Source organism: Mesorhizobium sp. M0778 (assembly GCF_040320105.1).
In the GTDB taxonomy this organism is placed as follows: Bacteria; Pseudomonadota; Alphaproteobacteria; order Rhizobiales; family Rhizobiaceae; genus Mesorhizobium.
Genome location: NZ_JAMYPA010000002.1, coordinates 1 through 23,817 on the forward strand (window position 1 = coordinate 1; position 23,817 = coordinate 23,817).

General features: G+C 63.6%; 22 protein-coding genes and 1 riboswitch. Of the genes, 15 read left to right on the plus strand and 7 right to left on the minus strand.

Translation table 11 applies throughout. The annotated features are described in order from the left end of the window. From NKI22_RS03790 to NKI22_RS03820, 7 genes are all read right to left on the minus strand, one after another. A partial coding sequence (locus NKI22_RS03790) for an SAM-dependent methyltransferase (RefSeq protein ID WP_352958230.1) occupies positions 1 to 209 on the minus strand: 209 nt, incomplete at its 3' end. Then, positions 206 to 859, minus strand: coding sequence for a precorrin-8X methylmutase (locus NKI22_RS03795; protein WP_352483039.1), 654 nt, complete (start codon positions 857 to 859; stop codon positions 206 to 208). The genes NKI22_RS03790 and NKI22_RS03795, both read right to left, overlap by 4 nt. Then, on the minus strand, positions 856 to 2,325 hold the full coding sequence (gene cobG / locus NKI22_RS03800) for a precorrin-3B synthase (RefSeq protein ID WP_352483040.1): 1,470 nt from the start codon (positions 2,323 to 2,325) through the stop codon (positions 856 to 858). The genes NKI22_RS03795 and cobG overlap by 4 nt, the downstream gene beginning before the upstream one ends. Beyond that, positions 2,322 to 5,930 (minus strand): cobaltochelatase subunit CobN, encoded by a 3,609-nt coding sequence (locus NKI22_RS03805; RefSeq protein WP_352937408.1) that lies wholly within the window; start codon positions 5,928 to 5,930, stop codon positions 2,322 to 2,324. Before NKI22_RS03805 ends, cobG begins: the two co-directional genes overlap by 4 nt. A gap of 18 nt (positions 5,931 to 5,948) precedes the next feature. After that, complete coding sequence (cobW, locus tag NKI22_RS03810; RefSeq protein ID WP_023720753.1) at positions 5,949 to 7,001, minus strand: cobalamin biosynthesis protein CobW; 1,053 nt, start codon at positions 6,999 to 7,001, stop codon at positions 5,949 to 5,951. After that, a complete protein-coding gene (locus tag NKI22_RS03815; protein WP_352814657.1) occupies positions 6,998 to 7,432 on the minus strand; it encodes a DUF1636 family protein in 435 nt (144 codons plus the stop codon). The genes cobW and NKI22_RS03815 overlap by 4 nt, the downstream gene beginning before the upstream one ends. A gap of 38 nt (positions 7,433 to 7,470) precedes the next feature. Beyond that, positions 7,471 to 7,674: riboswitch (cobalamin riboswitch) on the minus strand. A gap of 29 nt (positions 7,675 to 7,703) precedes the next feature. Further along, entirely contained in the window at positions 7,704 to 8,903 is a 1,200-nt protein-coding gene (locus NKI22_RS03820; RefSeq protein WP_023720751.1) for a winged helix-turn-helix domain-containing protein, read from the minus strand. 336 nt (positions 8,904 to 9,239) lie between these two features. On the opposite strand from NKI22_RS03820, the gene NKI22_RS03825 reads away from it, so the two are divergent. The 15 genes from NKI22_RS03825 to NKI22_RS03895 all read left to right on the plus strand — a co-directional run bounded on the left by NKI22_RS03825 (position 9,240) and on the right by NKI22_RS03895 (position 23,806). Next, complete coding sequence (locus tag NKI22_RS03825) at positions 9,240 to 9,605, plus strand: NADH-quinone oxidoreductase subunit A (protein WP_023720750.1); 366 nt, start codon at positions 9,240 to 9,242, stop codon at positions 9,603 to 9,605. Then, positions 9,596 to 10,177: a NuoB/complex I 20 kDa subunit family protein gene (locus NKI22_RS03830; protein WP_023720749.1), complete on the plus strand. Its 582-nt coding sequence runs from the start codon at positions 9,596 to 9,598 to the stop codon at positions 10,175 to 10,177. Before NKI22_RS03825 ends, NKI22_RS03830 begins: the two co-directional genes overlap by 10 nt. Positions 10,178 to 10,182: 5 nt before the next feature. After that, entirely contained in the window at positions 10,183 to 10,785 is a 603-nt protein-coding gene (locus NKI22_RS03835) for an NADH-quinone oxidoreductase subunit C (RefSeq protein WP_023720748.1), read from the plus strand. Continuing rightward, on the plus strand, positions 10,786 to 11,976 hold the full coding sequence (locus NKI22_RS03840) for an NADH-quinone oxidoreductase subunit D (protein ID WP_023720747.1): 1,191 nt from the start codon (positions 10,786 to 10,788) through the stop codon (positions 11,974 to 11,976). Next, positions 11,973 to 12,380 carry a hypothetical protein gene (locus NKI22_RS03845; RefSeq protein ID WP_352483044.1) on the plus strand — a complete coding sequence of 136 codons (408 nt, stop codon included), beginning with the start codon at positions 11,973 to 11,975 and terminating at the stop codon, positions 12,378 to 12,380. Before NKI22_RS03840 ends, NKI22_RS03845 begins: the two co-directional genes overlap by 4 nt. 35 nt (positions 12,381 to 12,415) lie before the next feature. Further along, positions 12,416 to 13,486 (plus strand): NADH-quinone oxidoreductase subunit NuoE, encoded by a 1,071-nt coding sequence (gene nuoE, locus NKI22_RS03850; protein WP_352496386.1) that lies wholly within the window; start codon positions 12,416 to 12,418, stop codon positions 13,484 to 13,486. A 10-nt stretch (positions 13,487 to 13,496) separates the two neighbouring features. Further along, positions 13,497 to 14,801 (plus strand): NADH-quinone oxidoreductase subunit NuoF, encoded by a 1,305-nt coding sequence (nuoF, locus tag NKI22_RS03855; RefSeq protein ID WP_352814655.1) that lies wholly within the window; start codon positions 13,497 to 13,499, stop codon positions 14,799 to 14,801. A gap of 78 nt (positions 14,802 to 14,879) precedes the next feature. After that, a complete protein-coding gene (locus NKI22_RS03860; RefSeq protein WP_352483048.1) occupies positions 14,880 to 15,575 on the plus strand; it encodes a helix-hairpin-helix domain-containing protein in 696 nt (231 codons plus the stop codon). 74 nt (positions 15,576 to 15,649) lie between these two features. Then, positions 15,650 to 17,731 (plus strand): NADH-quinone oxidoreductase subunit NuoG, encoded by a 2,082-nt coding sequence (gene nuoG / locus NKI22_RS03865; protein ID WP_352483050.1) that lies wholly within the window; start codon positions 15,650 to 15,652, stop codon positions 17,729 to 17,731. A gap of 2 nt (positions 17,732 to 17,733) precedes the next feature. Continuing rightward, positions 17,734 to 18,777 (plus strand): NADH-quinone oxidoreductase subunit NuoH, encoded by a 1,044-nt coding sequence (gene nuoH, locus NKI22_RS03870; RefSeq protein WP_352483051.1) that lies wholly within the window; start codon positions 17,734 to 17,736, stop codon positions 18,775 to 18,777. After that, positions 18,777 to 19,268 (plus strand): NADH-quinone oxidoreductase subunit NuoI, encoded by a 492-nt coding sequence (gene nuoI / locus NKI22_RS03875; protein ID WP_023676622.1) that lies wholly within the window; start codon positions 18,777 to 18,779, stop codon positions 19,266 to 19,268. Before nuoH ends, nuoI begins: the two co-directional genes overlap by 1 nt. Positions 19,269 to 19,386: 118 nt before the next feature. Then, positions 19,387 to 20,007: an NADH-quinone oxidoreductase subunit J gene (locus tag NKI22_RS03880; protein WP_352483053.1), complete on the plus strand. Its 621-nt coding sequence runs from the start codon at positions 19,387 to 19,389 to the stop codon at positions 20,005 to 20,007. A 1-nt stretch (position 20,008) separates the two neighbouring features. Continuing rightward, entirely contained in the window at positions 20,009 to 20,317 is a 309-nt protein-coding gene (gene nuoK / locus NKI22_RS03885; RefSeq protein ID WP_023676620.1) for an NADH-quinone oxidoreductase subunit NuoK, read from the plus strand. A gap of 10 nt (positions 20,318 to 20,327) precedes the next feature. Next, positions 20,328 to 22,301 (plus strand): NADH-quinone oxidoreductase subunit L, encoded by a 1,974-nt coding sequence (nuoL, locus tag NKI22_RS03890; protein ID WP_352814654.1) that lies wholly within the window; start codon positions 20,328 to 20,330, stop codon positions 22,299 to 22,301. Next, complete coding sequence (locus NKI22_RS03895) at positions 22,301 to 23,806, plus strand: NADH-quinone oxidoreductase subunit M (RefSeq protein ID WP_352958233.1); 1,506 nt, start codon at positions 22,301 to 22,303, stop codon at positions 23,804 to 23,806. The genes nuoL and NKI22_RS03895 overlap by 1 nt, the downstream gene beginning before the upstream one ends. Positions 23,807 to 23,817: the final 11 nt, after the last annotated feature.

Below are 23,817 nucleotides of genomic sequence, written 5' to 3' on the forward strand. Positions count from 1 at the left end.
GTCACCGGATAGAGCAGCGGCAACTCTATCAAATCAGCGCGAAAATGGGCTCCGACGATGGCGCGCGCGTTGCTGTTGTTGCCGCGCTTGGCGAAATGCGCAACGACATCGGCCTCCGCCAGCGCGCGCACTGCCTTCAGCGTCAAAAGTTCTGGGTCGCCAGGACCGGTGCCAACGCCGACCAGCCGACCTCTTACGATCGCATTCATAGGCCCGGCCTCGCCAAAGCGTTGAGCGCGGCGGCGGTCATGGCGCTGCCGCCCAGCCGGCCGCGCACGATGGCGAAGGGCACGCCATAGGAATTTTCGGCCAGCGCATCCTTCGATTCGGCGGCACCGACAAACCCGACCGGCATACCGATGATCGCCGCCGGCTTCGGCGCACCATCGCGCAGCTTTTCCAGCAGATAAAACAGGGCGGTCGGCGCATTGCCGATCGCGACAACCGAACCCGCCATGCGCTCGCCCCACAGGTCGATCGCCGCGGCCGAGCGGGTGTTGCCGATTTTTCTCGCGATGTCGGCGGTCCGCGGATCGCGCAGCGTGCAGGTCACTTCGTTGCCGGCCGGCAGCCGCGCGCGCGTGACGCCATGCGAGACCATCTGTGCGTCGCAGAAAATCGGCGCGCCGGCGCTCAACGCTGTGCGCGCGGCGGCGACGAAATCGCTGGAGAAAACGAAATGCCGCGCAGCCTCGACCTGGCCGCAGGCATGGATCATGCGGATGGCGACATCGGCCTCGGCTTCGGAAAAGCGCGACAGGTCGGCCTCGGCGCGGATGATGGCGAAGGAGCGCTCATAGATCGCCGTGCCATCATGAATATAGTCGTAGGTGATGGGGTTCTGGGCGGGCATGCTCATTCCTGTCGGTAAGCTTTGACGACGCCGGCCGTGCCAAGCCTTGCCAGACAGGCGGCGGCAGTCTCGCCTCGAAGTCGTTTTCTGCGGATTGCCGCTGCAATGCCGCCGATGCCGTGCGCAGCGTCGTCCCCCGGCCTGTATCCGGCGGGCAATGCCTTAGCCGTCCCGTCCACGACAAGTCCGGCTCCGTTTTCGCCGCCGACCAATGTCAGCGCCGCCGGACCGGCATGGGCGCAGCCCTTGGCGCAGCCGGAGATGTGCAGCGTCAAGGAAGAATCGAAGATGTCGCGGTTTTCGAGGGCGATGATCTCGGCGATTTCGCGCGTCGCGATGCGGCCAGAGGCACAGGCGGGAGCACCCGGGCAAGCGGCGATTTTCGTGCGCGGGTCGGCGGCGTCGGTGACGAAGCCGAGGGTTGCGGCGGCTTGGTGGAGCGGCGGGCAGGCCGCTGGCGCGAGGCCGAGGAAAACCAGCGCGCGGCCCGGCGCTAGGCGGATTTCGGTGGCGCCAAGGGCCAGCGCGCTCTGCGCGAGAGCGATGATCTGGTTCGCCGGCATGCTGCCGAAGGGTAGGCCGATGCCGAGGGCGGTTCCGGCTGCAGCCAAGTCGAAAACTCCGATGGGCCGGCGATCCTTCGCGCCCCCCTCTGTCCTGCCGGACATCTCCCCCACTTGGGGGGAGATCGGCAGCTTCGCCGGTGGCTCACTCTTAGCATCCTTATCGATTGGCGAAAGCTGAGATGAGGGCGCAATCTCCCCCCAAGTGGGGGAGATGTCCGGCAGGACAGAGGGGGGCGCGAAGGATCGCCAATTTGCTAGAGATCTCAGCTGTCTTTCTGTCAAATCCCGCGCATGGGCATCGCGCCCCTTTTCGGCAACCATCCTTAGGATCGCAACGGCGATGTCGCAGGCCGCATCTTCCTCGGCCATAATGAGTAGGATCGCAGTCTGACCGTCGCCGGCGATAGCCACCTGCCATTGCGTCCCCGCATCGGTCCGCACCGCAGCCAGCCTGGCATCGGCCGTCACTGCATCCAAGGTCAGCTGTCCGCCACCGTCGACAATCACCGAGACCTTCGGGCCAAGACGCTGCGTGACGCCGGCGCCCTCGATTGCCGCCCGAATCCGCTCCGCTAGCGGGCGCGGATCGGCGATTTCCTCCGGGTCGAGCCCGGCCAGCGGACCAGTCTCGACCGGCACGCCGGTGCGAACGGCAACACCCAGCGCATCGACCTCCATCGCCAGCAGCCGGGCGCTTTCGGGCGTCAGGCCGCGTATCTGCAAGCTGCCGCGGGCGGTCACTTCCATAATGCCGTTGCCGTGGCGCAGGGCGGATTCGCAGAGTCCGATCAACGACTTCGGCAACAGTCCTCCAGCGACCGGATTGAGCCGCACCAGCAGCCCGTCGCCGGTTTGCATCGGTGCCGACAAAGCAGGGCAGGCGCTGCGTCGGGAGAAAGCGTTCATGCCGCCACCCCAAGCGCCTGGGCTTCGGCAATCAGTGCGGCGAGATCGTCATCGATCGAATTGCGCAGCGGATGCCACAGACCGCGCCGTCGTGCCGACATGAAACGTTCGGCCATGACCTTCGCCGCCGACGGGTTCTCGCGCAGGATGAAGGCGCGGACAACGGGGTCGCCGAGATAGGCGTCGTGCACGGCCTCGATCAGCGCGCCAGATATGGCATGAGTGGTCTCGGCAAAGCCGACAAGCCGGTCGACCGTCTCGGCGAATTCCGAGGCGCCGCGCGGCCCGTGGCGCATCTGGCCGGCAATGAAGCGCGGATTGACGGCGCGTGCCCGTACGACGCGGGATACGGCGTCCCCAACCGAGCGTGGCTTGGGCTTTTGCGGATCCGTGGTGTCGAGCACGATCACGTCAGCGTTTTTGCCGAGCGCGGCAAGCGCTGCCGAAAAGCCGCCGATAAAGGCGACGTCGGCCGAGCCTTCGAGGATGTCGCGGCCGGGATCGTCGCCGGTATGAACCAGAAGGTCGGCCTCAGCGATGCGGCCCTCAAAAGCGCCGGGCGCCGAAATGCCTTCGCCCTCGGCGCCGCCATAGGCATGCGAGGTGGCGGCGAGATAGGCGCGGCCGATCTCTTCGCGCGCGGCCCAGTCGCCGCTTGATAGCAAGTCCTCGATGCCGGCGCCGTAAGTGCCGGGCGAGGTGCCGAATATGCGCGGGCTGATCTTGCCGTCTGCACGGGTTCTCGCCGCCAGCGGGTTTTCCGAATCGTCCTCGTCGCGGGTCGCGACGGCGTTGGCGGCGGCATCGATCAGCGCGATCTGGGTTGGGAACATGTCGCGGAACAGGCCGGATATGCGCCAGGTGACGTCGACGCGCGGGCGGCCGAGCGTTGCCGGCGGCAGCACCTCGATGCCGGTGATGCGGCCGGTGGCGGAATCCCATTGCGGCCGGCAGCCCATCAGCGCCAGGCCTTGCGCGATCTCCTCACCGCCGGTGCGCAGCGAGGCCGAGCCCCAGAGGTCGATGACCAGCGAGCGCGGCCAGTCGCCATGCGATTGCATGTAGCTGCGGACGACTTCTTCCGCTGCCACCTTGCCCAGATCATAGGCGGTCGGCGTCGGCATGGTGCGTGGGTCGGCGGTAAACAAATTGCGGCCGGTGGGCAGCACATCGCGCCGGCCACGCGCCGGTGCACCGGCCGGACCGGCGGCGACATGGCGGCCGTCGAGGGCCGCGATGAGTGCTACTTTCTCGGCTGCCGCACTCTGCTCGCGCAAAGGATCGGTTTCGCCCTCAGGCGAGCGACCGTAGATATGCAGGCCGTCCTTGATGGCGAAATCCTTGAGATCGCAGAGCCAGGCGTCGATGCGGCGCAAGGCTTCGTCGGCTGCGTCGGTCCTGGCGACGCCGGCCTCTGAGGCGAGGCCGGTCTTTTCCGCAGTCTCGACGATCAGCTTCGCCAGGCGGTCGCGGCGGCGGCGGTCGAGCCCGTCGGCCTGGGCATATTCGTCAACCAGTCGCTCGAGTTTATGCTGCTCTTCTTCCAGCCCGGCGCCGGTCAGCGGCGGCGGCAGATGGCCAAGCGTGACGGCGGCAATGCGTCGCTTGGCTTGTGCTGCCTCGCCGGGGTTGGAGACGATGAAAGGATAAATGACGGGCAGGGGGCCGGTGACGATTTCGGGAAAGCAGTTTTCGCTGAGCGCCACGGTCTTGCCGGGCAGCCACTCCAGCGTGCCGTGGGCGCCGACATGGATAATTGCATGGATGCCGAGCGACTTACGCAGCCACAAGCCAAAGGCGATCAGTGCATGGCGCGGCGGCAGTGTCGGGTCGTGATAGTCGGCGCGGCGGTCGGCTGAGCGCCCGCGATCAGGGGCGAGGGCTACGGTGATATTGCCGAAGGTGGCGGCGCGGAAGGGGAATTTTGCGGTGGTGGGCGCTTGGACACCCCCCTCTGCCCTGCCGGACATCTCCCCTTCAAGGGGGGAGATTGGCAGTTCGGCTGCCGGCTCTCCCTTAACGCCCTTGGTAGTTGGCGAAAGCAGAGACAACAGCGCAATCTCCCCCCTCGAAGGGGAGATGTCCGGCAGCACAGAGGGGGGTGCCTCGCGCGAACCTGTCTCATCATCCGTATTCCCCCATGCGGCCTCCACCGCAGCGATGGCCGCCGGCGGCAATTCCTTCGAGAAGGTCAGATAATCCTGCAAAGCCAGTCCCTGGTCGGCTGGCTCCAGCACCTCCAGCAACTGACGCGGCGTTTGCGGAATCCCTTCAACGGCGTAGCCCTGTTCGCTCAGGTCGTGCAGCATCGCCAGCACGCTGGACGGCACGTCGAGACCGACGGCATAGCCGGTGCGGCCGGGCGCGCTCGGATAGTCGGGGATCAGGATGGCGAGCTTGCGCTCCGCACGCGGCGTCCGCTGCAGACGCACGAAGGCCTCGATACGGTTCGCGACCTGCGCCACGCGGTCAGGCTCTGGCCGGTTGGCGAAGGCGCGGAAGGCCAATGCCGGATCGATCTCGCTTTCGCTCTTGAAGGAAATGGCGCCGGCCAGGATGCGGCCGTCGAGCTCGGGCAGGACGACATGCATGGCAAGGTCGGCGGGCGCCAGGCCGCGCTGGTTGTTCTGCCAGATGTCGCGGCGGGTGGTCGCGACGACGACCTGGAACACCGGCACTCCGGCGCGGTCGAACAGCGTCTCAACGCCGGGTTCGGCGCCCGAGGCGAAAGCTGTGGCGGTGATGATGGCGGCAGGGTTCAGCGCGGCAAACGCGGTTTCGACAAAGGCGAGCGATGCCGCGTCCTTGAGGCTGGAGACGAAAATAGGCACGGGAACCATGCCGCGTGCGCCCAGCGCTTCGAAAAGCGCGTCGATGGGCGCGACATCGGCGGCGAGCAGCATCGAGCGGTAGAACAGGATGGGGATGATGGGGGCGGGTTCGGCGGACGGTAGGTTTAGGCTGCGTTCCGTCGCGCCCCCCTCTGTCCGGCAGGACAGAGGGGGGCGCGAAGGAATGCCGACGCTTGATAAGTCCATTCTTTCTATAACGCCGCGTCCCGGCTCGTAAAATCCCGCCTTTGGCACGCTGACAGGTTCAGCGACCGCCGCACCCGATCCGGCGAGACTTGCCAACCTCTGCACCAGCGCCGTCATATTCGCCGGGCCACCTTCGCGGAAATAGTCGAGCAGACCATCAAGTTCCTGGCGCGGCAGCGTCGAGCCTTCGATCAGCCGCAAATCCTCGTCGTGGCTCTCGCCCGGTAGGAGCGCCAGCTTAATACCGCGATTTCGCGCGACAACGGCAAGCTGGTCGCAGCCGTAGCGCCACCAGTCGTAACCGCCGAGGATGCGGACCAGGACGACCTTGGCGTGGCGGGCGACGCTGTCGATCCAGAGGTCGACGGACATCGGGTGGCGCAGGTCGCGCAAGGCGGCGAGCCGCATCGACGGCAGGCGGTCCGCATCTGCCTTCCACGCCGCCGCCAGCCCGGCGAGGTCGCTGTCGGTGAAGGACAACGCCACGACATCCGCAGGCGTTTGCCTGAGATCGACAGGCTCGGCGAGATCGTCGAGCGAGGCGGATGTGGTGGTGAGGATGTGCATCGCGGCTCGTACCTGGGATCAGCCGGCGAGGATACGCTCGATCGCCGGGCGGTTCAGCCCTTTCAGGCCGATGACGACGAGGCGCGAGCGGCGATCGTCTTCAGCGGTCCAGGCGCGGTCGTAATAGTGGTTGACGCGCGGACCGACGGCCTGCAGCAAGAGCCGCATCGGCTTGCCGCCGACGTCGACGAAACCCTTGACGCGCAATACGTTTTCTTCCTCCGCCGCCGTGGCGACGCGTTGTGCCAGCTCGTCCGGGTCGGACACCGACGCAATGTCGATGACGAACGAGTCAAAGTCGTCATGTTCGTGGTCGAGCTCGTCGTCGTGATGGGTCTTGCGGTTCTCGATGTCGTCCTCGACGGCGAGACCAAGGCCGAGCAGCACCGACGGATCGACCTTGCCTTGCGAGGTCGGCACGATCTTCACCGCCCGCGCAACATGCTTGCCGATGACGGCATTGGCGCGCGCCGCGCCGGCTGCGTCCAGCAGGTCGCTCTTCGACAGGATGATCAGGTCGGCACAAGCGAGCTGGTCTTCGAACACCTCCTCGACAGGATCGTCATGGTCGAGCGTCTCGTCCTGCGCGCGCTGCGCCTGCAGGGCGTCCATGTCGTTGGCAACGCGGCCATCAGCCAGCGCCGGCCCGTCGACGACGGCGATGACGCCATCGACCGTGACGCGGCTTTTCACCGACGGCCACTGGAAGGCCTGGACCAGCGGCTTGGGCAGGGCCAGCCCGGACGTCTCGATCAGGATGTGGTCGACCTTCGGCGTCAGCGACAGGATCTGGTCGAGCGCGGGGACAAAGTCGTCGGCGACAGTGCAGCAGATGCAGCCATTGGCCAGCTCGACGATGTTTTCCTCGGGGCAAGTGTCGATGCCGCAGCCCTTCAGGATCTCGCCGTCGATGCCGATATCGCCGAACTCGTTGACGATGATGGCCAGGCGCTTGCCTTTGGCGTTTTCGAGCAAATGGCGGATCAGCGTCGTCTTGCCGGCGCCGAGAAAGCCGGTGACGACGGTGCAGGGGACGCGCGAAACGTTGGCGGCCGAATCTGGGGAAGTCATATCAAGTCCTTCAAAAGGTCGAGGGGAGGGATGCGGGCAACCAAGCCGCGCTTCAGGCAATCGGGACGGCCGCGCCACGGAATGAGGCCGTCCGTCGAAGTAGCGAACAGCTTTGCCCCCGTCACCAGATCGGTGCCGCTGGTCGTGGTCAGGTCGCCGAAGACATAGCTCCAGCAGCCGTCGCGCAGCATCGCGGCGCTGAGCCGGCGCTTGCAATTGCCGAGGCATTCGACGGTGCGGATTTTAATGTTTTCGCTGGAAGCGGCGCGGCGCGTGTCCTCGGCGAGCAGTTCGCCGGCGCGGGGATAAGCGTCCGAACCGGTCTCGTCACGGCAGGACGAGCAGACGATGACGGTAACGCCGGCCGGGGAATCACCATGGCCGGACAATAAATCCGCTGTCTCAGCCGGAAAACTGCTGTCGCGTTCCAAATCAGGCTCCTTGCCCGGAAAACCCGCCAGGCGATCGGATTCTTATGTCCTAGACGGCAGGTCTCCTGGCTCGCGGGTCATCGCCTGGGTGCCGCCTTCCCGGGAATATCCCAGTGGTTTTCGGCCTTGGCTCGTCGCTTACAGTTGCGGGGACAGCCGCGGATTTGAAATCGAGATTTCGCACCGCATTCCCTCTTGGCCCTTGCCGTTGCGGGCAGGGGACCGTCTGGAACGGATTTAGGCTTGTGAAGGCAGTCGTGTCAACGCACGTCTATGACGCGGCGATATCTGCGAGCGGCTGGCCGAGGTCGCCGGCAGCCGTCACCTCGATGCGCTCGAGCCCGAGCCAACCCTGCATCTGCTTCAATTCCTCGAAAAGGGCGGCGGCAGTTTGCGGCGGGGCGCCGGGCTCCGAATAGGCGGCATGGACGCGCAATACGCCGGCCGGGCGGTCGGCCCTGAGGTCGACGCGCCCGACGATGCTGTCGCCGAGCAGGAACGGCAGCACATAATAGCCATACTGGCGCTTTTCGGCCGGCGTGTAGATCTCGATGCGGTAGTGGAAGTCGAACAACCGCTCGGTGCGCGACCGCTCGAAGACGACGGGATCGAACGGCGCAAGCAAGGCGCGCGCCTCGATCCTGCGCGGCAAACGGGCGTCCTTGTGGAGATAGGCTGTTTTGCTCCAGCCTTCGACGCTCACCGGCAACAGGTCGCCAGCCTCGACCAGTTCCTCGATGCGGCCCTTGATGTCGGCGGGCGAGAGGCGGAAATAGTCGCGCAGATCGCCCGCCGTGGCGACGCCATGGGCGCGGGCGGAGATGCGCAGCAGTTCGCGGTGGGCGTCCGCGGGGGACGGAACTGGCAAAGCGAGTACCGTTGGCGGCAGCACGCGCTCCGGCAGATCGTAGAACCGCTCGAAACCACGCCGGTGCGCCGTGGTGATGCGGCCCGCCCAGAACAGCCATTCGAAGGCATGCTTGGCATGGCTCCAGCCCCACCAGCCGCCCGAGCCCTTCTGGCCTTCGAAAGCCGACGCCGCGATCGGGCCTCGTTCAGCGACCTCGCGATAGATGTCCTCAATGTAGGCGGCGTGCTCGCGGCCCCATTTTGCCAGTCCGCTGTACATTTCCTCGCCGCGCTCGGCCCGCCGCATGCGCCAGCGCATCAGCGGATAGGTCTCGACGGGCAAGAACGAGGCTTCATGCGCCCAATATTCGAAGACCATGCGCTTGCGTGTCACCGCGGCGTCGTCGAGCAGCGCCAGCTTGTAGGGGCCAAGCCGCGAATAGAGCGGCATATAATGGGCGCGAACCACGGCGCTGACGGAATCGATCTGCAGCAGGCCGGTACGTGCAAGCACCCGGGCCAGATGCCGGCGGTCAGGCGTGCCGCTGGGGCGCGGGTCATTGAATCCCTGTGCCGCAAGCGCAATGCGACGGGCCAGGGCAAGCGAGATTTTTTCTTTCATGAAGGCGGTATCCGGACGATGTTAGACAGAGAAAATGACCTGCGATTCCGCCCCATGCTAGCAAGGTTTTGGCGGCATCTATGTCAGGAGAGAAAAGTGGAGTGAAAAGTGAAGGAAATCAAACAGGAGCGGATCGGACCAGTTTTCCCGGATATGCCGTCCAGCACCGCGATTTGAACAAGGTTTGACTTGCTTCGCCGAAAGCGCTGCGCTAACCCTCGCCGCGTTGCAGCATAGAGCCCCCTTAAAACGGTTCAGTGGTTAATCTGTCACGCTTCCGCAAGTGGGTCCGGTGCTGTAATCAGAGTGGATTGGCCGCCAACGGAAAACTGCAGCATGAACGCACTTTTAGGTTCGTACCTGCCCATCGTCCTGTTCATCGGCGTGGCGCTGGTCGTCGGCCTGGCGCTGCTCGCCGCACCGTTCCTGGTGGCTTACCGCAACCCCGATCCGGAAAAGCTTTCCGCCTATGAGTGCGGCTTCAACTCGTTCGACGACGCCCGCATGAAGTTCGACATCCGCTTCTACCTGGTGTCGATCCTGTTCATCATCTTCGATCTGGAGGTGGCCTTCCTGTTTCCTTGGGCAGTGTCGTTCAGTCAGATCGGCATGCTCGGTTTCTGGTCGATGATGGTGTTTTTGGCGGTGCTGACCATCGGCTTTGCCTATGAATGGAAAAAAGGAGCGCTGGAATGGGATTGAACGACAGTTCCGGCACGCTCGTCGCGCCGAAGCCCAAGGGCCTCATCGACCCCAACACCGGCAGACCGGTGGGGGAGGATGATCCGTTCTTCCTGGAGATCAACAACGAACTCGCCGACAAGGGTTTTCTCGTCACTTCGACCGAGGCGCTGATCACCTGGGCGCGCAGCGGCTCGTTGATGTTCATGACCTTTGGCCTCGCCTGCTGCGCCGTCGAGATGATCCACACCTCGATGCCACGCTACGACAGCGAGCGTTTCGGTGTCGCGCCGCGCGCGTCTCCGCGCCAGTCCGACATCATGATCGTCGCCGGCACGCTGACCAACAAGATGGCGCCGGCGCTGCGCAAGGTCTACGACCAGATGCCGGAGCCGCGCTACGTCATCTCGATGGGCTCCTGTGCCAATGGCGGCGGCTATTATCATTATTCCTATTCGGTGGTGCGCGGCTGCGACCGCATCGTGCCGGTCGACATCTACGTGCCCGGCTGCCCACCGAGCGCTGAAGCGCTGCTCTACGGCATCCTTCTGCTGCAGAAGAAGATCCGCCGCACCGGCACGATCGAACGGTGAGCGGCATGACCCAGGCGTTGAATGACCTCTCGACCTATCTTGGCGAGAAGCTGACCGGCCGGATCGGCGAAGCGGTGCTCGCCTATGGCGAACTCACTATCTCGGTCGAGCCGCGCGACCTGATCGAGGTGGTGACCTTCCTGCGCGACGACCCGAAATGCCAGTTCATTTCGATCATCGACGTTTGCGGCGCAGATTATCCGTCGCGGGCAAAGCGCTTCGACGTGGTCTATCACCTGCTGTCGCCGAGGCAGAATATCCGCATCCGCATCAAGGTCCAGGCCGACGAAGAGACGCTGGTGCCGTCGATCACCGGCATATATCCCGGCGCGGACTGGTTCGAGCGCGAGACCTACGACCTCTATGGCGTGCTGTTTTCGGGCCATCCCGATCTGCGCCGGATCCTGACCGACTACGGCTTCGAGGGCCATCCGCTGCGCAAGGACTTTCCGCTGACCGGCTTCGTCGAGGTGCGCTACGACGACGAAGCCAAGCGCGTCATCTACGAGCCGGTCGAGCTCAAGCAGGAATTCCGCAATTTCGATTTTCTGTCTCCGTGGGAAGGTACGGATTACGTGCTTCCGGGAGATGAGAAGGCAAAGCAGTAAATGGCTGAAACCTCCGTTCGCAACTTCAATATCAATTTCGGCCCGCAACACCCTGCTGCGCATGGCGTTTTGCGCCTTGTGCTGGAGCTTGACGGAGAAGTCGTCGATCGCGTCGATCCGCATATCGGGCTTTTGCATCGCGGCACGGAAAAGCTGATCGAGCACAAGACTTATCTGCAGGCCGTGCCCTATCTCGACCGGCTCGACTATTGCGCGCCGATGAACCAGGAGCATGCCTTTGCGCTCGCCGCCGAGCGGCTGCTCGGTATCGAGGTGCCGAAGCGCGGGCAGCTTATTCGAGTTCTCTACTCCGAGATCGGCCGCATTATGTCGCACATCCTCAATGTGACGACGCAGGCGATGGATGTCGGCGCGCTGACGCCGCCGCTCTGGGGTTTTGTCGAGCGCGAAAAGCTGATGGTGTTCTATGAGCGCGCCTCGGGCTCGCGCATGCACGCGGCCTATTTCCGGCCGGGCGGCGTCCACCAGGACCTGCCGCAGAAGCTGATCGAGGACATCGGCAAGTGGATCGACCCGTTCCTGAAGTCGGTCGACGACCTCGACGCGCTTTTGACCGGCAACCGCATCTTCAAGCAGCGCAATGTCGACATCGCTACCGTCTCCCTGGCCGACGCTTGGGCCTGGGGCTTTTCCGGCGTCATGGTGCGCGGCTCGGGTGCGCCGTGGGATCTGCGCAAATCGCAGCCCTACGAATGCTATGCCGAGCTGGACTTCGACATTCCGATCGGCAAGAACGGCGACTGCTTCGACCGTTATCTGGTGCGTATGGAAGAGATGCGGCAGTCGGCGAAAATCATGCGCCAGTGCGTCGACCTGTTGCTCGGTAAGGAGGGCAGCGGGCCGGTGTCTAACCTCGACGGCAAGGTGGTGCCGCCGAAGCGCGCGGCGATGAAGCGCTCGATGGAAGCGCTGATCCATCACTTCAAGCTCTACACCGAAGGCTACCGCGTTCCGGCCGGCGAGGTCTATGCCGCGGTCGAGGCGCCGAAGGGCGAGTTCGGTGTCTATCTCGTCTCCGACGGCACCAACAAGCCCTACCGCTGCAAGCTGCGCGCCCCCGGCTTTGCGCATCTGCAAGCGATGGACTTTTTGTGCCGCGGCCACATGTTGGCCGACGTCACCGCCGTTCTCGGCTCCCTCGACATCGTGTTTGGTGAGGTCGATCGGTGAATCGCATTCTGAGCCTCATGTTAATCGTCATTGCTGTCGCAATGCACCCTGCATATGCAATCGAGTGCGGAGCGTCTATCGATGCTTCCGATCTTGTGAAGCAGCACTTCAAGCTGAGCTACGTCACGCTTGGCATGCAAGAAAGTGCGACAGCAGAATCCGCCGATGTCGATGCTTTCTATTTCAAGAGAGATACATGCGAGTGTAGCGTCGCAGCGCCGGATGGCGCGAGTTTCTCTAAGGCGGAGGTATCGGCAGCCGCTTCCGGCAAAACAGGGTTCGCGCGGCTTGTTGCTCGCTTGGCTGGTAAATCCGGCGTTTGCCCGCCTGTCATGACAAATTCGCCGACTTTCCAATGTTTCGACGGTACGGCGAAACTTTGTAAGGAGGCCGCAGCAAGATGACGAACCTATACGTCTTTGGTGAGGTCGATCGCTAAATGTCAGTCCGCCGTCTCGCAGAAGCCAGCCTCCAGCCAGCCTCCTTCGCCTTCAACCGGGCGAATGCGGCAGCGGCGAAGCAGTGGATCAAGCAATATCCGAAGGGGCGCGAGCAATCCGCGATCATCCCCTTGCTGATGCTGGCGCAGGAGCAGGAAGGCTGGGTGACCAAGGCGGCGATCGAGACGATCTCCGACATGCTCGGCATGCCCTATATTCGCGGGCTAGAAGTCGCCACCTTCTATACGCAATACCAGCTCAATCCGGTCGGCACCCGCGCGCATGTCCAGGTCTGCGGCACCACGCCCTGCATGCTGCGCGGCTCGGAATCGCTGATGGATGTGTGCCGCTCGAAGATCCATCACGACCAGTTCCACACCAACGACAAGGGCACGCTGTCGTGGGAGGAGGTCGAATGCCTCGGCGCCTGCGTCAACGCACCGATGGTTATGGTCTTCAAGGACACATACGAGGATTTGACGCCGGAGCGGCTTGCCGAGATCATCGACCTCTATGACGCCGGCAAGGGTGCTTCGGTGACGCCAGGACCGCAAAACGGCCGCGTCACCTCAGAGCCGGCCAGTGGCCTGACGACCCTCAAGAGTGAAAAGGCGATCCTGAAGGCGACCCGCGACCGGGAAACCAGGGCGGCGACCAAGGCCGCCAAGGAAGCGGCGCCGGCGGCTGCCGCCGCAGCACCCGCGGCGCCGGCCCCGCCAGCCGCTTCTGCCGCGCCGGCGCCGGTTGCGCCCTCGAATGCCAGCAAGCCGAAGACCGACGCTGTCGAGACCAGTCCGGCGCTGAAATCGCCATCGGCGACAAAAGTCGCGCCCGCGGCGGAAAAGGCGGCGAGCGTTGCAGCGCCGCTGCATTCGGCCGCCAATGCCAACAAGGCCGAGCCGCAGGTCGAGGACGTCTCGAAACAGCGCAAAGGCCCCAAGAACAAGGCCGAGCCGGCGTCTGCTTTCAAAGCGCCGGAGGCCAAGGTTAAACCGGCGAAGACTGCCGCCAAGGCGGCCACGCCGTCGCCCGGAAACAAAAGCCGGCCGACCGGCAAGAAGCCGGTCTGAGGAACGAGCAATGCTTCAGGACAGAGACCGCATCTTCAACAATATCTACGGCCGCTTCGACAAGTCGCTGGCCGGCGCCATGGCGCGCGGTGCCTGGGACAACACGCCCGGCATCATCGCCAAGGGGCGCGAGTGGATCGTCAATGAGATGAAGGCCAGCGGCCTGCGCGGACGTGGCGGCGCGGGCTTCCCGACCGGGCTGAAATGGTCGTTCATGCCCAAGCAAAGCGACGGCCGGCCGAGCTATCTCGTCGTCAATGCCGACGAGTCCGAGCCCGGCACCTGCAAGGACCGCGACATACTGCGCCACGACCCGCACACGCTGGTCGAAGGCTGCCTGCTTGCGGGCTTCGCCATGGGCGCGGTCGCCGCCTACATCTATGTGCGCGGCGAGTTCATCCGCGAGCGCGAGGCGCTGCAACGCGCCATCGACGAGGCCTATGCGGCCAAGCTGATCGGCAAGAACAACACCTCCGGCTATGATTTCGACATCTACATGCATCATGGCGCCGGCGCCTATATCTGCGGCGAGGAAACGGCGCTGCTCGAAAGCCTCGAGGGCAAGAAGGGCCAGCCACGGCTTAAGCCGCCATTTCCGGCCAATGTCGGCCTCTATGGCTGCCCGACGACGGTCAACAATGTCGAGTCCATCGCTGTCGCGCCGACCATCCTGCGCCGCGGTGCCGCCTGGTTCTCGTCCTTCGGCCGGCCCAACAATGTCGGCACCAAGCTGTTCTGCATCTCCGGCCACGTCAACAATCCGTGCACCGTCGAAGAGGCGATGTCGATCCCGTTCCGCGAGCTGATCGAGACGCATTGCGGCGGCATTCGTGGCGGCTGGGATAATCTGCTGGCGGTCATTCCGGGCGGAGCGTCGGTGCCGCTGGTGCCGGCCGAGCAGATCATCGACGAGCCGATGGATTTCGACGCGCTGCGCGACCTGAAATCGGGCCTCGGCACGGCAGCTGTCATCGTCATGGACAAATCGACCGATATCGTGAAAGCGATCGCGCGGCTTTCCTATTTCTACAAGCACGAAAGCTGCGGCCAGTGCACGCCCTGCCGTGAGGGCACCGGCTGGATGTGGCGGGTGATGGAACGGCTGGTGCGCGGCGAGGCGCAGAAGCGCGAGATCGACATGCTGCTCGATGTGACCAAGCAGGTCGAGGGCCACACGATCTGTGCGCTTGGCGACGCGGCGGCATGGCCGATCCAGGGCCTGATGCGACATTTCCGCGGCGAGGTGGAGCGGCGCATCGACGAGTTTTCGCGCAACGCACACCGCGCCGAACCGGTGCTGGCGGCGGCAGAATAGAAGAATTCAAAAATGCGGGCGAATGTCCGAGACGAGGAAACGAGCGCGGGGCAGACGGAAACGACCAGGAGACCACCTATGTCGCTGTTTTCGACACCCGACGATTTTACGCCCGATATGGACCCGTTGTTGAAGATGAACCAGGATCTGACCAGGATGATGCCGAAGGAGATGGCCAATGCCGTCAATCTCCTGGCGCATCCTGTCGCGAGTGCGGCGGCGATGGCGGCACTCGGCATCGGTCTTGCCAACCACGCCTTTGGCATCTGGATGGGCGTGCTTTCGGGCGCGGCCGAAACTTCGCAGCGGCTTTGGCAGCCGGTCGCCGAGGATTTCGAAGCCAGGACGGAACGCTTTTCCGCGACCGGCAAAAGCTCCTCGACAAAGGCGCGCGCAGCGACCAAAACCCTGATTGCCGAGGCGCAGTCCTTCGCCAATGACGTGACCGACATTGCGACGAGCACCGCGGCGCGGAGCTTGGCGAATGCGAGCACCGTTGCAGCGGATGCCTCGGCCGGGCTGATGCCGGAAGATTTCAAGCAGCCCAAAGCGATGGACCGGCCAGCTGAGCCGGCCGACCTCAAGGCGATATCGGGCATCGGGCCGAAACTGGAAAAGGTGCTGAACGGCCTTGGCATCTGGACATACGCCCAGATCGCCGCGTGGACGCCGCAAGAGATCGCCTGGGTCGAAGATTACCTGTCGTTGAAGGGCCGCATCGGCCGTGACGGCTGGATCGGTCAGGCGGCCGCGTTGGCCGGGGTCAAAAAGTGAATTCAATATCGTGCGCGGTCTCGGCTGCGTCCGGAAGGAAAGATTGCGGAACGTCCGCAGGGGTTTGAGGCGAAATGGCAAAGCTCAAGGTCGACGGGAAAGAGATCACTGTACCCGACCATTACACGCTGCTGCAGGCGGCCGAGGACGCCGGCGCGGAAGTTCCGCGCTTTTGCTTCCACGAGCGGCTGTCGATCGCCGGCAATTGCCGCATGTGCCTGATCGAGGTCAAGGGCGGGCCGCCCAAGCCGCAGGCGTCTTGCGCCATGGGCGTGCGCGACCTGCGCCCCGGCCCGAACGGCGAGCCGCCGGAAATCTTCACCAACACGCCGATGGTCAAGAAGGCGCGCGAAGGCGTGATGGAATTCCTGCTGATCAACCATCCGCTGGATTGCCCGATCTGCGATCAGGGCGGCGAGTGCGACCTGCAGGACCAGGCGATGGCGTTCGGCGTCGATTCCTCGCGCTACCACGAGAACAAGCGGGCGGTCGAAGACAAGTATATCGGGCCGCTGGTCAAGACGATCATGAACCGCTGCATCCATTGCACGCGCTGCGTCCGCTTCACCACCGAGATTGCCGGCATATCGGAACTCGGTCTGATCGGCCGCGGCGAGGATGCCGAGATCACCACCTATCTCGAAAGCGCGATGACTTCGGAACTGCAGGGCAATGTCATCGACCTTTGCCCGGTCGGTGCGCTGACTTCCAAACCCTACGCCTTCCAGGCACGGCCGTGGGAACTGACCAAGACCGAATCCATCGACGTCATGGACGCCGTCGGCTCGGCGATCCGCGTCGATAGCCGAGGCCGCGAAGTGATGCGCATCCTGCCGCGTACCAACGAGGCGGTGAACGAGGAATGGATTTCCGACAAGACCCGCTTCATTTGGGACGGCTTGCGCACGCAGCGCCTCGACCGGCCCTATGTGCGCAAGGACGGCAGACTGGCCCCCGCAAGCTGGGCCGAGGCTTTTGCCGCGATCAAGGAAGCGGTGTCGAATGCCGCACCCGAAAAGATCGGTGCCATTGCCGGCGATCTTGCCGCCGTCGAGGAGATCTACGCGCTGAAGCTTCTGATGGCTTCGCTTGGCTCGAAGAACACCGACTGCCGCCAGGACGGTGCCGCACTCGATCCGTCGCTCGGCCGGGCGAGCTATGTCTTCAACCCGACCATCGAAGGCATCGAACAGGCCGATGCGGTGCTGATCATCGGCGCCAATCCGCGCTTCGAGGCGTCCTTGCTCAACGCCCGCATCCGCAAGCGCTGGCGGGCCGGCAATCTGCCGGTCGGCGTCATCGGCGATGTCGGCGATACGCGCTATGATTACGAGCAACTCGGCGCCGGGCCGGAATCGCTGAAGGATCTTGCCGATGGCAACGGCAAATTCTTTCAACTGCTGAAGAAGGCGACGCATCCGCTGATCATCGTCGGCCAGGGTGCGCTGGCGCGTCCGGACGGCGCGGCCGTGCTCGGCCAGGCGGCGAAGCTCGCCGTCGCCGTCAACGCCGCAAGGGCCGACTGGAACGGCTTTGCCGTACTGCACACCGCGGCGGCGCGGGTCGGCGGCCTCGATGTCGGCTTTGTGCCGGGCGAGGGCGGCAGGAACGTCGCCGGCATGCTGGGCGAGACCGATGTGCTGTTCCTGCTCGGCGCCGACGAAATCGACATGGCCAAGACCGGCGGCGCTTTCGTCGTCTATATCGGCACGCATGGCGACAAGGGCGCGCATCGCGCCAACGTCATCCTGCCGGGTGCCGCCTATACCGAGAAGTCGGGCACCTTCGTCAACACCGAAGGCCGCGTGCAGCAGACCAACCGGGCCGGCTTCGCGCCCGGCGAGGCGCGCGAGGACTGGGCGATCCTTCGGGCACTGTCGGATGTGCTCGGCAAGAAGCTGCCGTTCGATTCGCTGCCGCAATTGCGCGCTAGGCTCTATGCGGAATACCCGCATCTTGCCCGCATCGACCATGTCGCGGCCGGCGACCCGGCCGACATCGCCAGGGTGGCCAAGCTCGGCGGGCGGCTGAACAAGGGCACCTTCACCTCGCCGGTCAAGGATTTCTACCTGACCAACCCGATCGCGCGGGCTTCCGCGGTGATGGCCGAGTGCTCGGCTTTGGCGAAGAACGGCTTCAGGCAGGCGGCGGAGTAGACATGGACACCTTCTTCTCCTTCTACGTGCTGCCGGCGCTGCTGATCCTTTTGAAGTCGGTCGTGCTGATCGTCGTTCTGTTGATCTTCGTCGCCTATGTGCTTTACGCCGACCGCAAGATCTGGGCGGCGGTGCAATTGCGCCGCGGACCGAACGTCGTCGGCCCATGGGGCACGCTGCAGGCCTTCGCTGACCTTTTGAAATTCGTCTTCAAGGAGCCGGTGATTCCGTCCGGCGCCAACAAGGGCGTTTTCCTGCTGGCGCCGCTGGTGTCGGCGGTGCTTGCGATCTCAGCCTGGGCGGTGATCCCGGTCAATGAGGGCTGGGCCATCGCCAACGTCAATGTCGGCATCCTCTACGTCTTCGCCATCTCCTCGCTCGAGGTCTATGGCGTGATCATGGGCGGCTGGGCGTCCAATTCGAAATACCCGTTCCTCGGTGCGCTGCGCTCGGCGGCGCAGATGGTGTCCTACGAAGTCTCCATCGGTTTCGTCATCGTCACCGTGCTGCTTTGCGTCGGCTCGCTCAACCTGACCGATATCGTTTTGTCGCAGCAGGATGGGCTGGGCACGAGGATCGGCCTGCCCAATACCTTCCTCGACTGGCATTGGCTGTCCCTGTTTCCGATGTTCATCGTCTTCTTCATCTCGGCGCTGGCGGAAACCAACCGTCCGCCCTTCGACCTCGTGGAAGCCGAATCGGAACTCGTCGCCGGCCATATGGTCGAATATTCCTCGACGCCGTTCCTGTTGTTCTTCCTGGGCGAATATGTCGCCGTCGTCCTGATGTGCGCACTGGCCACCATCCTGTTCCTTGGCGGCTGGCTGCCGCCCTTCAATTTCGCGCCGTTCACCTGGGTGCCGGGGCTGATCTGGTTCGTGCTCAAGGTCTGCCTGGTGTTCTTCATGTTCTCGATGGTGAAGGCGTTCGTGCCGCGCTATCGCTACGACCAGCTGATGCGGCTCGGCTGGAAGGTCTTCCTGCCGATCTCGCTGTTCATGGTGGTCGCCACCGCCGCCTTCCTCAAGATCACGGGGTTTGCCTGATGTCAGCATTGTCCCAGGCCGCCAAGTCACTGCTATTGCAGGATTTCGTCAGTGCTTTCTTCCTGTCGATGCGCCAGTTCTTCGCGCCGAAGGAGACGATCAATTATCCGCATGAGAAGGGGCCGGTCAGCCCGCGCTTCCGTGGCGAACATGCGCTGCGCCGCTATCCGAACGGCGAGGAACGTTGCATCGCCTGCAAATTGTGCGAGGCGATCTGCCCGGCGCAGGCCATTACCATCGAAGCCGGCCCGCGCCGCAATGACGGCACGCGGCGCACCGTGCGCTACGACATCGACATGGTGAAATGCATTTATTGCGGCTTCTGCCAGGAAGCCTGCCCGGTCGACGCTATCGTCGAGGGGCCGAATTTCGAATTCGCGACGGAGACGCGCGAGGAGCTTTATTACGACAAGGACAGGCTTCTGGCCAATGGCGACCGCTGGGAGCGTGAACTTGCGCGCAACATCTCGCTGGATGCGCCTTACCGCTGATATTTGACGCATGGACGGGGCGAGGGGCCTCGTTTAAGGAACACGCAACTTGCCGGCCGGAGGCGGTGGCAAAAAACAGGACGAATGTCCTGTTCGGACAGGAAACCCGGGGGAACCCATGCTGAGTGGACTAGAGGCGGCCTTTTTCTACCTCTTCGCCTTTGTCGCGGTGGCGTCGGCGTTCATGGTCATTTCGGCGCGCAATCCTGTGCATTCGGTGCTGTTCCTGATCCTGACCTTCTTCAACGCCGCCGGCCTGTTCATGCTGACCGGCGCCGAGTTCCTGGCGATGATCCTGCTCGTCGTCTATGTCGGCGCGGTTATGGTGCTGTTCCTGTTCGTCGTGATGATGCTCGACGTCGATTTCGCCGAGATGAAGGAAGGCGCCCTGCAATACGCGCCGATCGGCGCGCTGGTCGGCCTGATCCTGGCAGCGGAGTTGATCATCGTGCTCGGCGGCTACACATTTGCGCCGAAACTGGCGGCGACGGTTTCGAAGCCCATCCCGGACCTGGCCGCGCGCTCCAACACGGCGGCGCTCGGCGACATCCTCTATACGGATTACCTCTATTACTTCCAGGTGGCGGGGCTGGTGCTGCTGGTCGCCATGATCGGCGCCATCGTGCTGACGCTGCGCCACAAGCCGGGCGTCAAGCGGCAGTCGATCGCCGCCCAGGTCGGCCGCACGCCGGTAACCGGAGTGGAAATCCGCAAGGTCAAGACGGGCGAAGGAGTCTGAGATGGTCGTCGGCATCGCGCACTACCTGACCGTATCGGCGATCCTGTTCACGCTCGGCGTGTTCGGCATCTTCCTGAACCGTAGGAACGTCATCGTCATCCTGATGTCGATCGAGCTGATCCTGCTTGCGGTCAACATCAATTTCGTCGCCTTTTCGGCGGCGCTGGGCGACCTGGTCGGCCAGGTGTTCGCACTGTTCGTGCTGACCGTCGCGGCGGCCGAGGCGGCGATCGGCCTTGCCATTCTCGTCGTCTTCTTCCGCAACCGCGGCTCGATCGCGGTCGAAGACGTGAACATGATGAAGGGTTGACGGAACCACCATGTATCAGGCCATCGTCTTCCTTCCGCTGCTCGGCTTCCTGATCGTCGGCCTGTTCGGCACCTCGCTCGGCGCCAAGGCTTCCGAATACATCACCTCAGGCTTCCTGGTGATCGCGGCTGTGCTGTCGTGGGTTGCCTTCTTCTCGGTCGGCTTCGGCGGCGGCGAGGTGTTCACCCTGCCGGTGATGCGCTGGATCCAGTCGGGCGGCCTCGAAGCGTCGTGGGCGCTGCGGATCGACACGCTGACCGTAGTGATGCTGGTCGTCGTCAATACGGTGTCGGCGCTGGTCCATATCTACTCGATCGGCTACATGCATCACGACCCGGACCGGCCCCGCTTCTTCGCCTATCTGTCGCTGTTCACCTTCGCCATGCTGATGCTGGTGACGGCCGACAACCTCGTGCAGATGTTCTTCGGCTGGGAAGGTGTCGGTCTGGCCTCCTATCTGCTGATCGGCTTCTGGTACAAGAAGCCGTCGGCCAATGCGGCTGCGATCAAGGCCTTCGTCGTCAACCGCGTCGGCGATTTCGGCTTCGCGCTTGGCATATTCGGCGTGTTCGTGCTTTTCGGCTCGGTCAATCTCGGCACTATCTTCGCCAATGCGGCGACCTTCATTCCGGCCGAAGGCGCGCAGCAGGGTCCGGCCGTACTGACCTTCCTCGGCTATGCGCTTGACAAGCAGGCTGCGATGACGGTCGTCTGCCTGCTCCTGTTCATGGGCGCAATGGGCAAGTCGGCGCAGGTGCCGCTGCACACCTGGCTGCCGGATGCCATGGAAGGCCCGACGCCGGTCTCGGCACTGATCCATGCCGCCACCATGGTGACGGCAGGCGTGTTCATGCTGGCGCGGCTGTCGCCACTGTTCGAGCTGTCGCATTCGGCGCTGACCGTGGTCACCTTCATCGGCGCCTTCACCGCCTTCTTCGCGGCGACAGTCGGTCTCGTCCAGAACGATATCAAGCGCGTCATCGCCTATTCGACGTGCTCACAGCTCGGCTACATGTTCGTGGCGCTCGGCGTCGGCGCCTATGGCGCGGCGATCTTCCATCTGTTCACGCACGCCTTCTTCAAGGCGCTACTGTTCCTCGGCTCGGGTTCGGTCATCCACGCCGTCTCCGACGAGCAGGACATGCGCAAGATGGGCGGCCTGAGGACGCTCATCCCGACGACCTACTGGATGATGGTGATCGGCACGTTGGCGCTGACCGGCGTCGGCATCCCGGTGACGATCATCGGCACGGCCGGTTTCTTCTCCAAGGACGCCATCATCGAAGCCGCTTTTGCCAGCCACAATGCGGTCGCCGGGTTTGCCTTCATATTGCTGGTCATTGCCGCCTGCTTCACCTCCTTCTATTCCTGGCGGCTGATCTTCATGACCTTCCATGGCGAGCCGCGGGCCAGCCATGAGGTGATGCACCATGTCCATGAATCGCCGCCGGTCATGCTGGTGCCGCTGTTCATCCTGGCGGCAGGCGCCCTGTTCGCCGGCGTGATCTTCCACGGCGCCTTCATCGGCGAGGGCTATGCCGAATTCTGGAAGGTGTCGCTGTTCACGCTGCCTGACAACCACATCCTGCACGAGATCCACGAACTGCCGCTTTGGGTCGAGCTCGCGCCGTTCATCGCCATGCTGATCGGCTTTGCGATAGCCTGGCAATTCTACATTCGCGCGCCGGAAATGCCTCGGAGCGTCGCGGCCAACCATCGCCTGCTCTACGCCTTCCTGCTCAACAAATGGTATTTCGACGAGCTCTACGACTTCCTGTTCGTGCGGCCGGCAAAGCGCCTCGGCAGCTTCCTGTGGAAGACCGGCGACGGCACTATCATCGACGGGCTCGGGCCGGACGGCATCTCGGCGCGCGTCGTCGACGTCACCAACCGCGTCGTCAAGCTGCAGACCGGCTATCTCTACCACTATGCCTTCGCCATGCTGATCGGCGTTGCCGCACTCGTCACCTGGATGATGCTCTGATGACCGCCTGGCCGATCCTATCGCTGGTCACCTTCCTGCCGCTGGTTGGTGTGCTGCTCATCCTTTTCGTGCGCGACGACAGCGACAATGCGCGCCGCAACATCCGCGCCATTGCGCTGTTCACGACCGCCTTCACATTCGTGGTTTCGCTGTTCATCTGGACCGGCTTCGACAATTCGCAGCCCGGCTTCCAGTTCGTCGAGAAGATTGCCTGGCTGGATTCCGGCATCTCCTACCATATGGGCGTAGATGGCATCTCCATGCTGTTCGTCATCCTGACCACCTTCCTGATGCCGCTCTGCATCCTCGCCTCGTGGGAATCGATCGAGAAGCGCGTCAAGGCCTATATGATCGCCTTCCTGCTGCTCGAGACGCTGATGATCGGCGTGTTCTGCGCGCTCGACATCGTCCTGTTCTATGTCTTCTTCGAAGCCGGCCTGATCCCGATGTTCATTATCATCGGCGTGTGGGGCGGCAAGCGGCGCGTCTATGCCTCGTTCAAGTTCTTCCTCTATACGCTGGCCGGCTCGGTGCTGATGCTGCTCGCTATCATGGCGATGTTCTTCCAGTCCGGCACCACCGACATCCCGACGCTTCTGACCCACAACTTCCCGGCCAATATGCAGACCTGGCTATGGCTTGCCTTCTTCGCTTCCTTTGCGGTGAAGATGCCGATGTGGCCGGTGCATACCTGGCTGCCGGACGCCCATGTCGAAGCGCCGACGGCCGGCTCGGTGATCCTGGCCGCCATCCTGCTCAAGATGGGCGGATATGGCTTCCTGCGTTTTTCGCTGCCGATGTTTCCGATCGCATCCGAAATGTTCGCGCCGCTGATCTTCACGCGCTCCGTCGTCGCCATCATCTACACCTCGCTGGTGGCGCTGATGCAGGAGGACATGAAGAAGCTGATCGCCTATTCGTCGGTCGCCCACATGGGCTTCGTTACCATGGGCATCTTCGCGATGAACCAGGAAGGCGTCCAGGGTTCGATCTTCCAGATGCTTTCGCACGGCCTGGTCTCAGGCGCGCTGTTCCTCTGCGTCGGCGTCGTCTACGACCGCATGCACACGCGTGACATCGACGCCTATGGCGGGTTGGTCAACAACATGCCGAAATATGCAACCGTGTTCATGATCTTCACCATGGCCAATGTCGGCCTGCCCGGCACCAGCGGCTTCGTCGGCGAGTTCCTGACCATGCTCGGCGTGTTCCGGGTCAACACCTGGGTGGCGTTCTTCGCCGCCACCGGCGTCATCCTGTCGGCGGCCTATGCGCTCTGGCTCTACCGCAAGGTGATCTTCGGCGCATTGACCAAGGAAAGCCTGAAAGGCCTGCTGGACCTGTCGACACGCGAGAAGGTGATCATCTATCCGCTGGTCGCGCTGGTCATCTTCTTCGGCGTCTATCCGGCGCCGATCTTCGACGCGACGGCCGAATCGGTCAAGGCGCTCGTCACCAATGTCACTGCATCCATCGGCGCCGCGCAGACCGCGGCGGCGAACTGACTGGGGTTTTG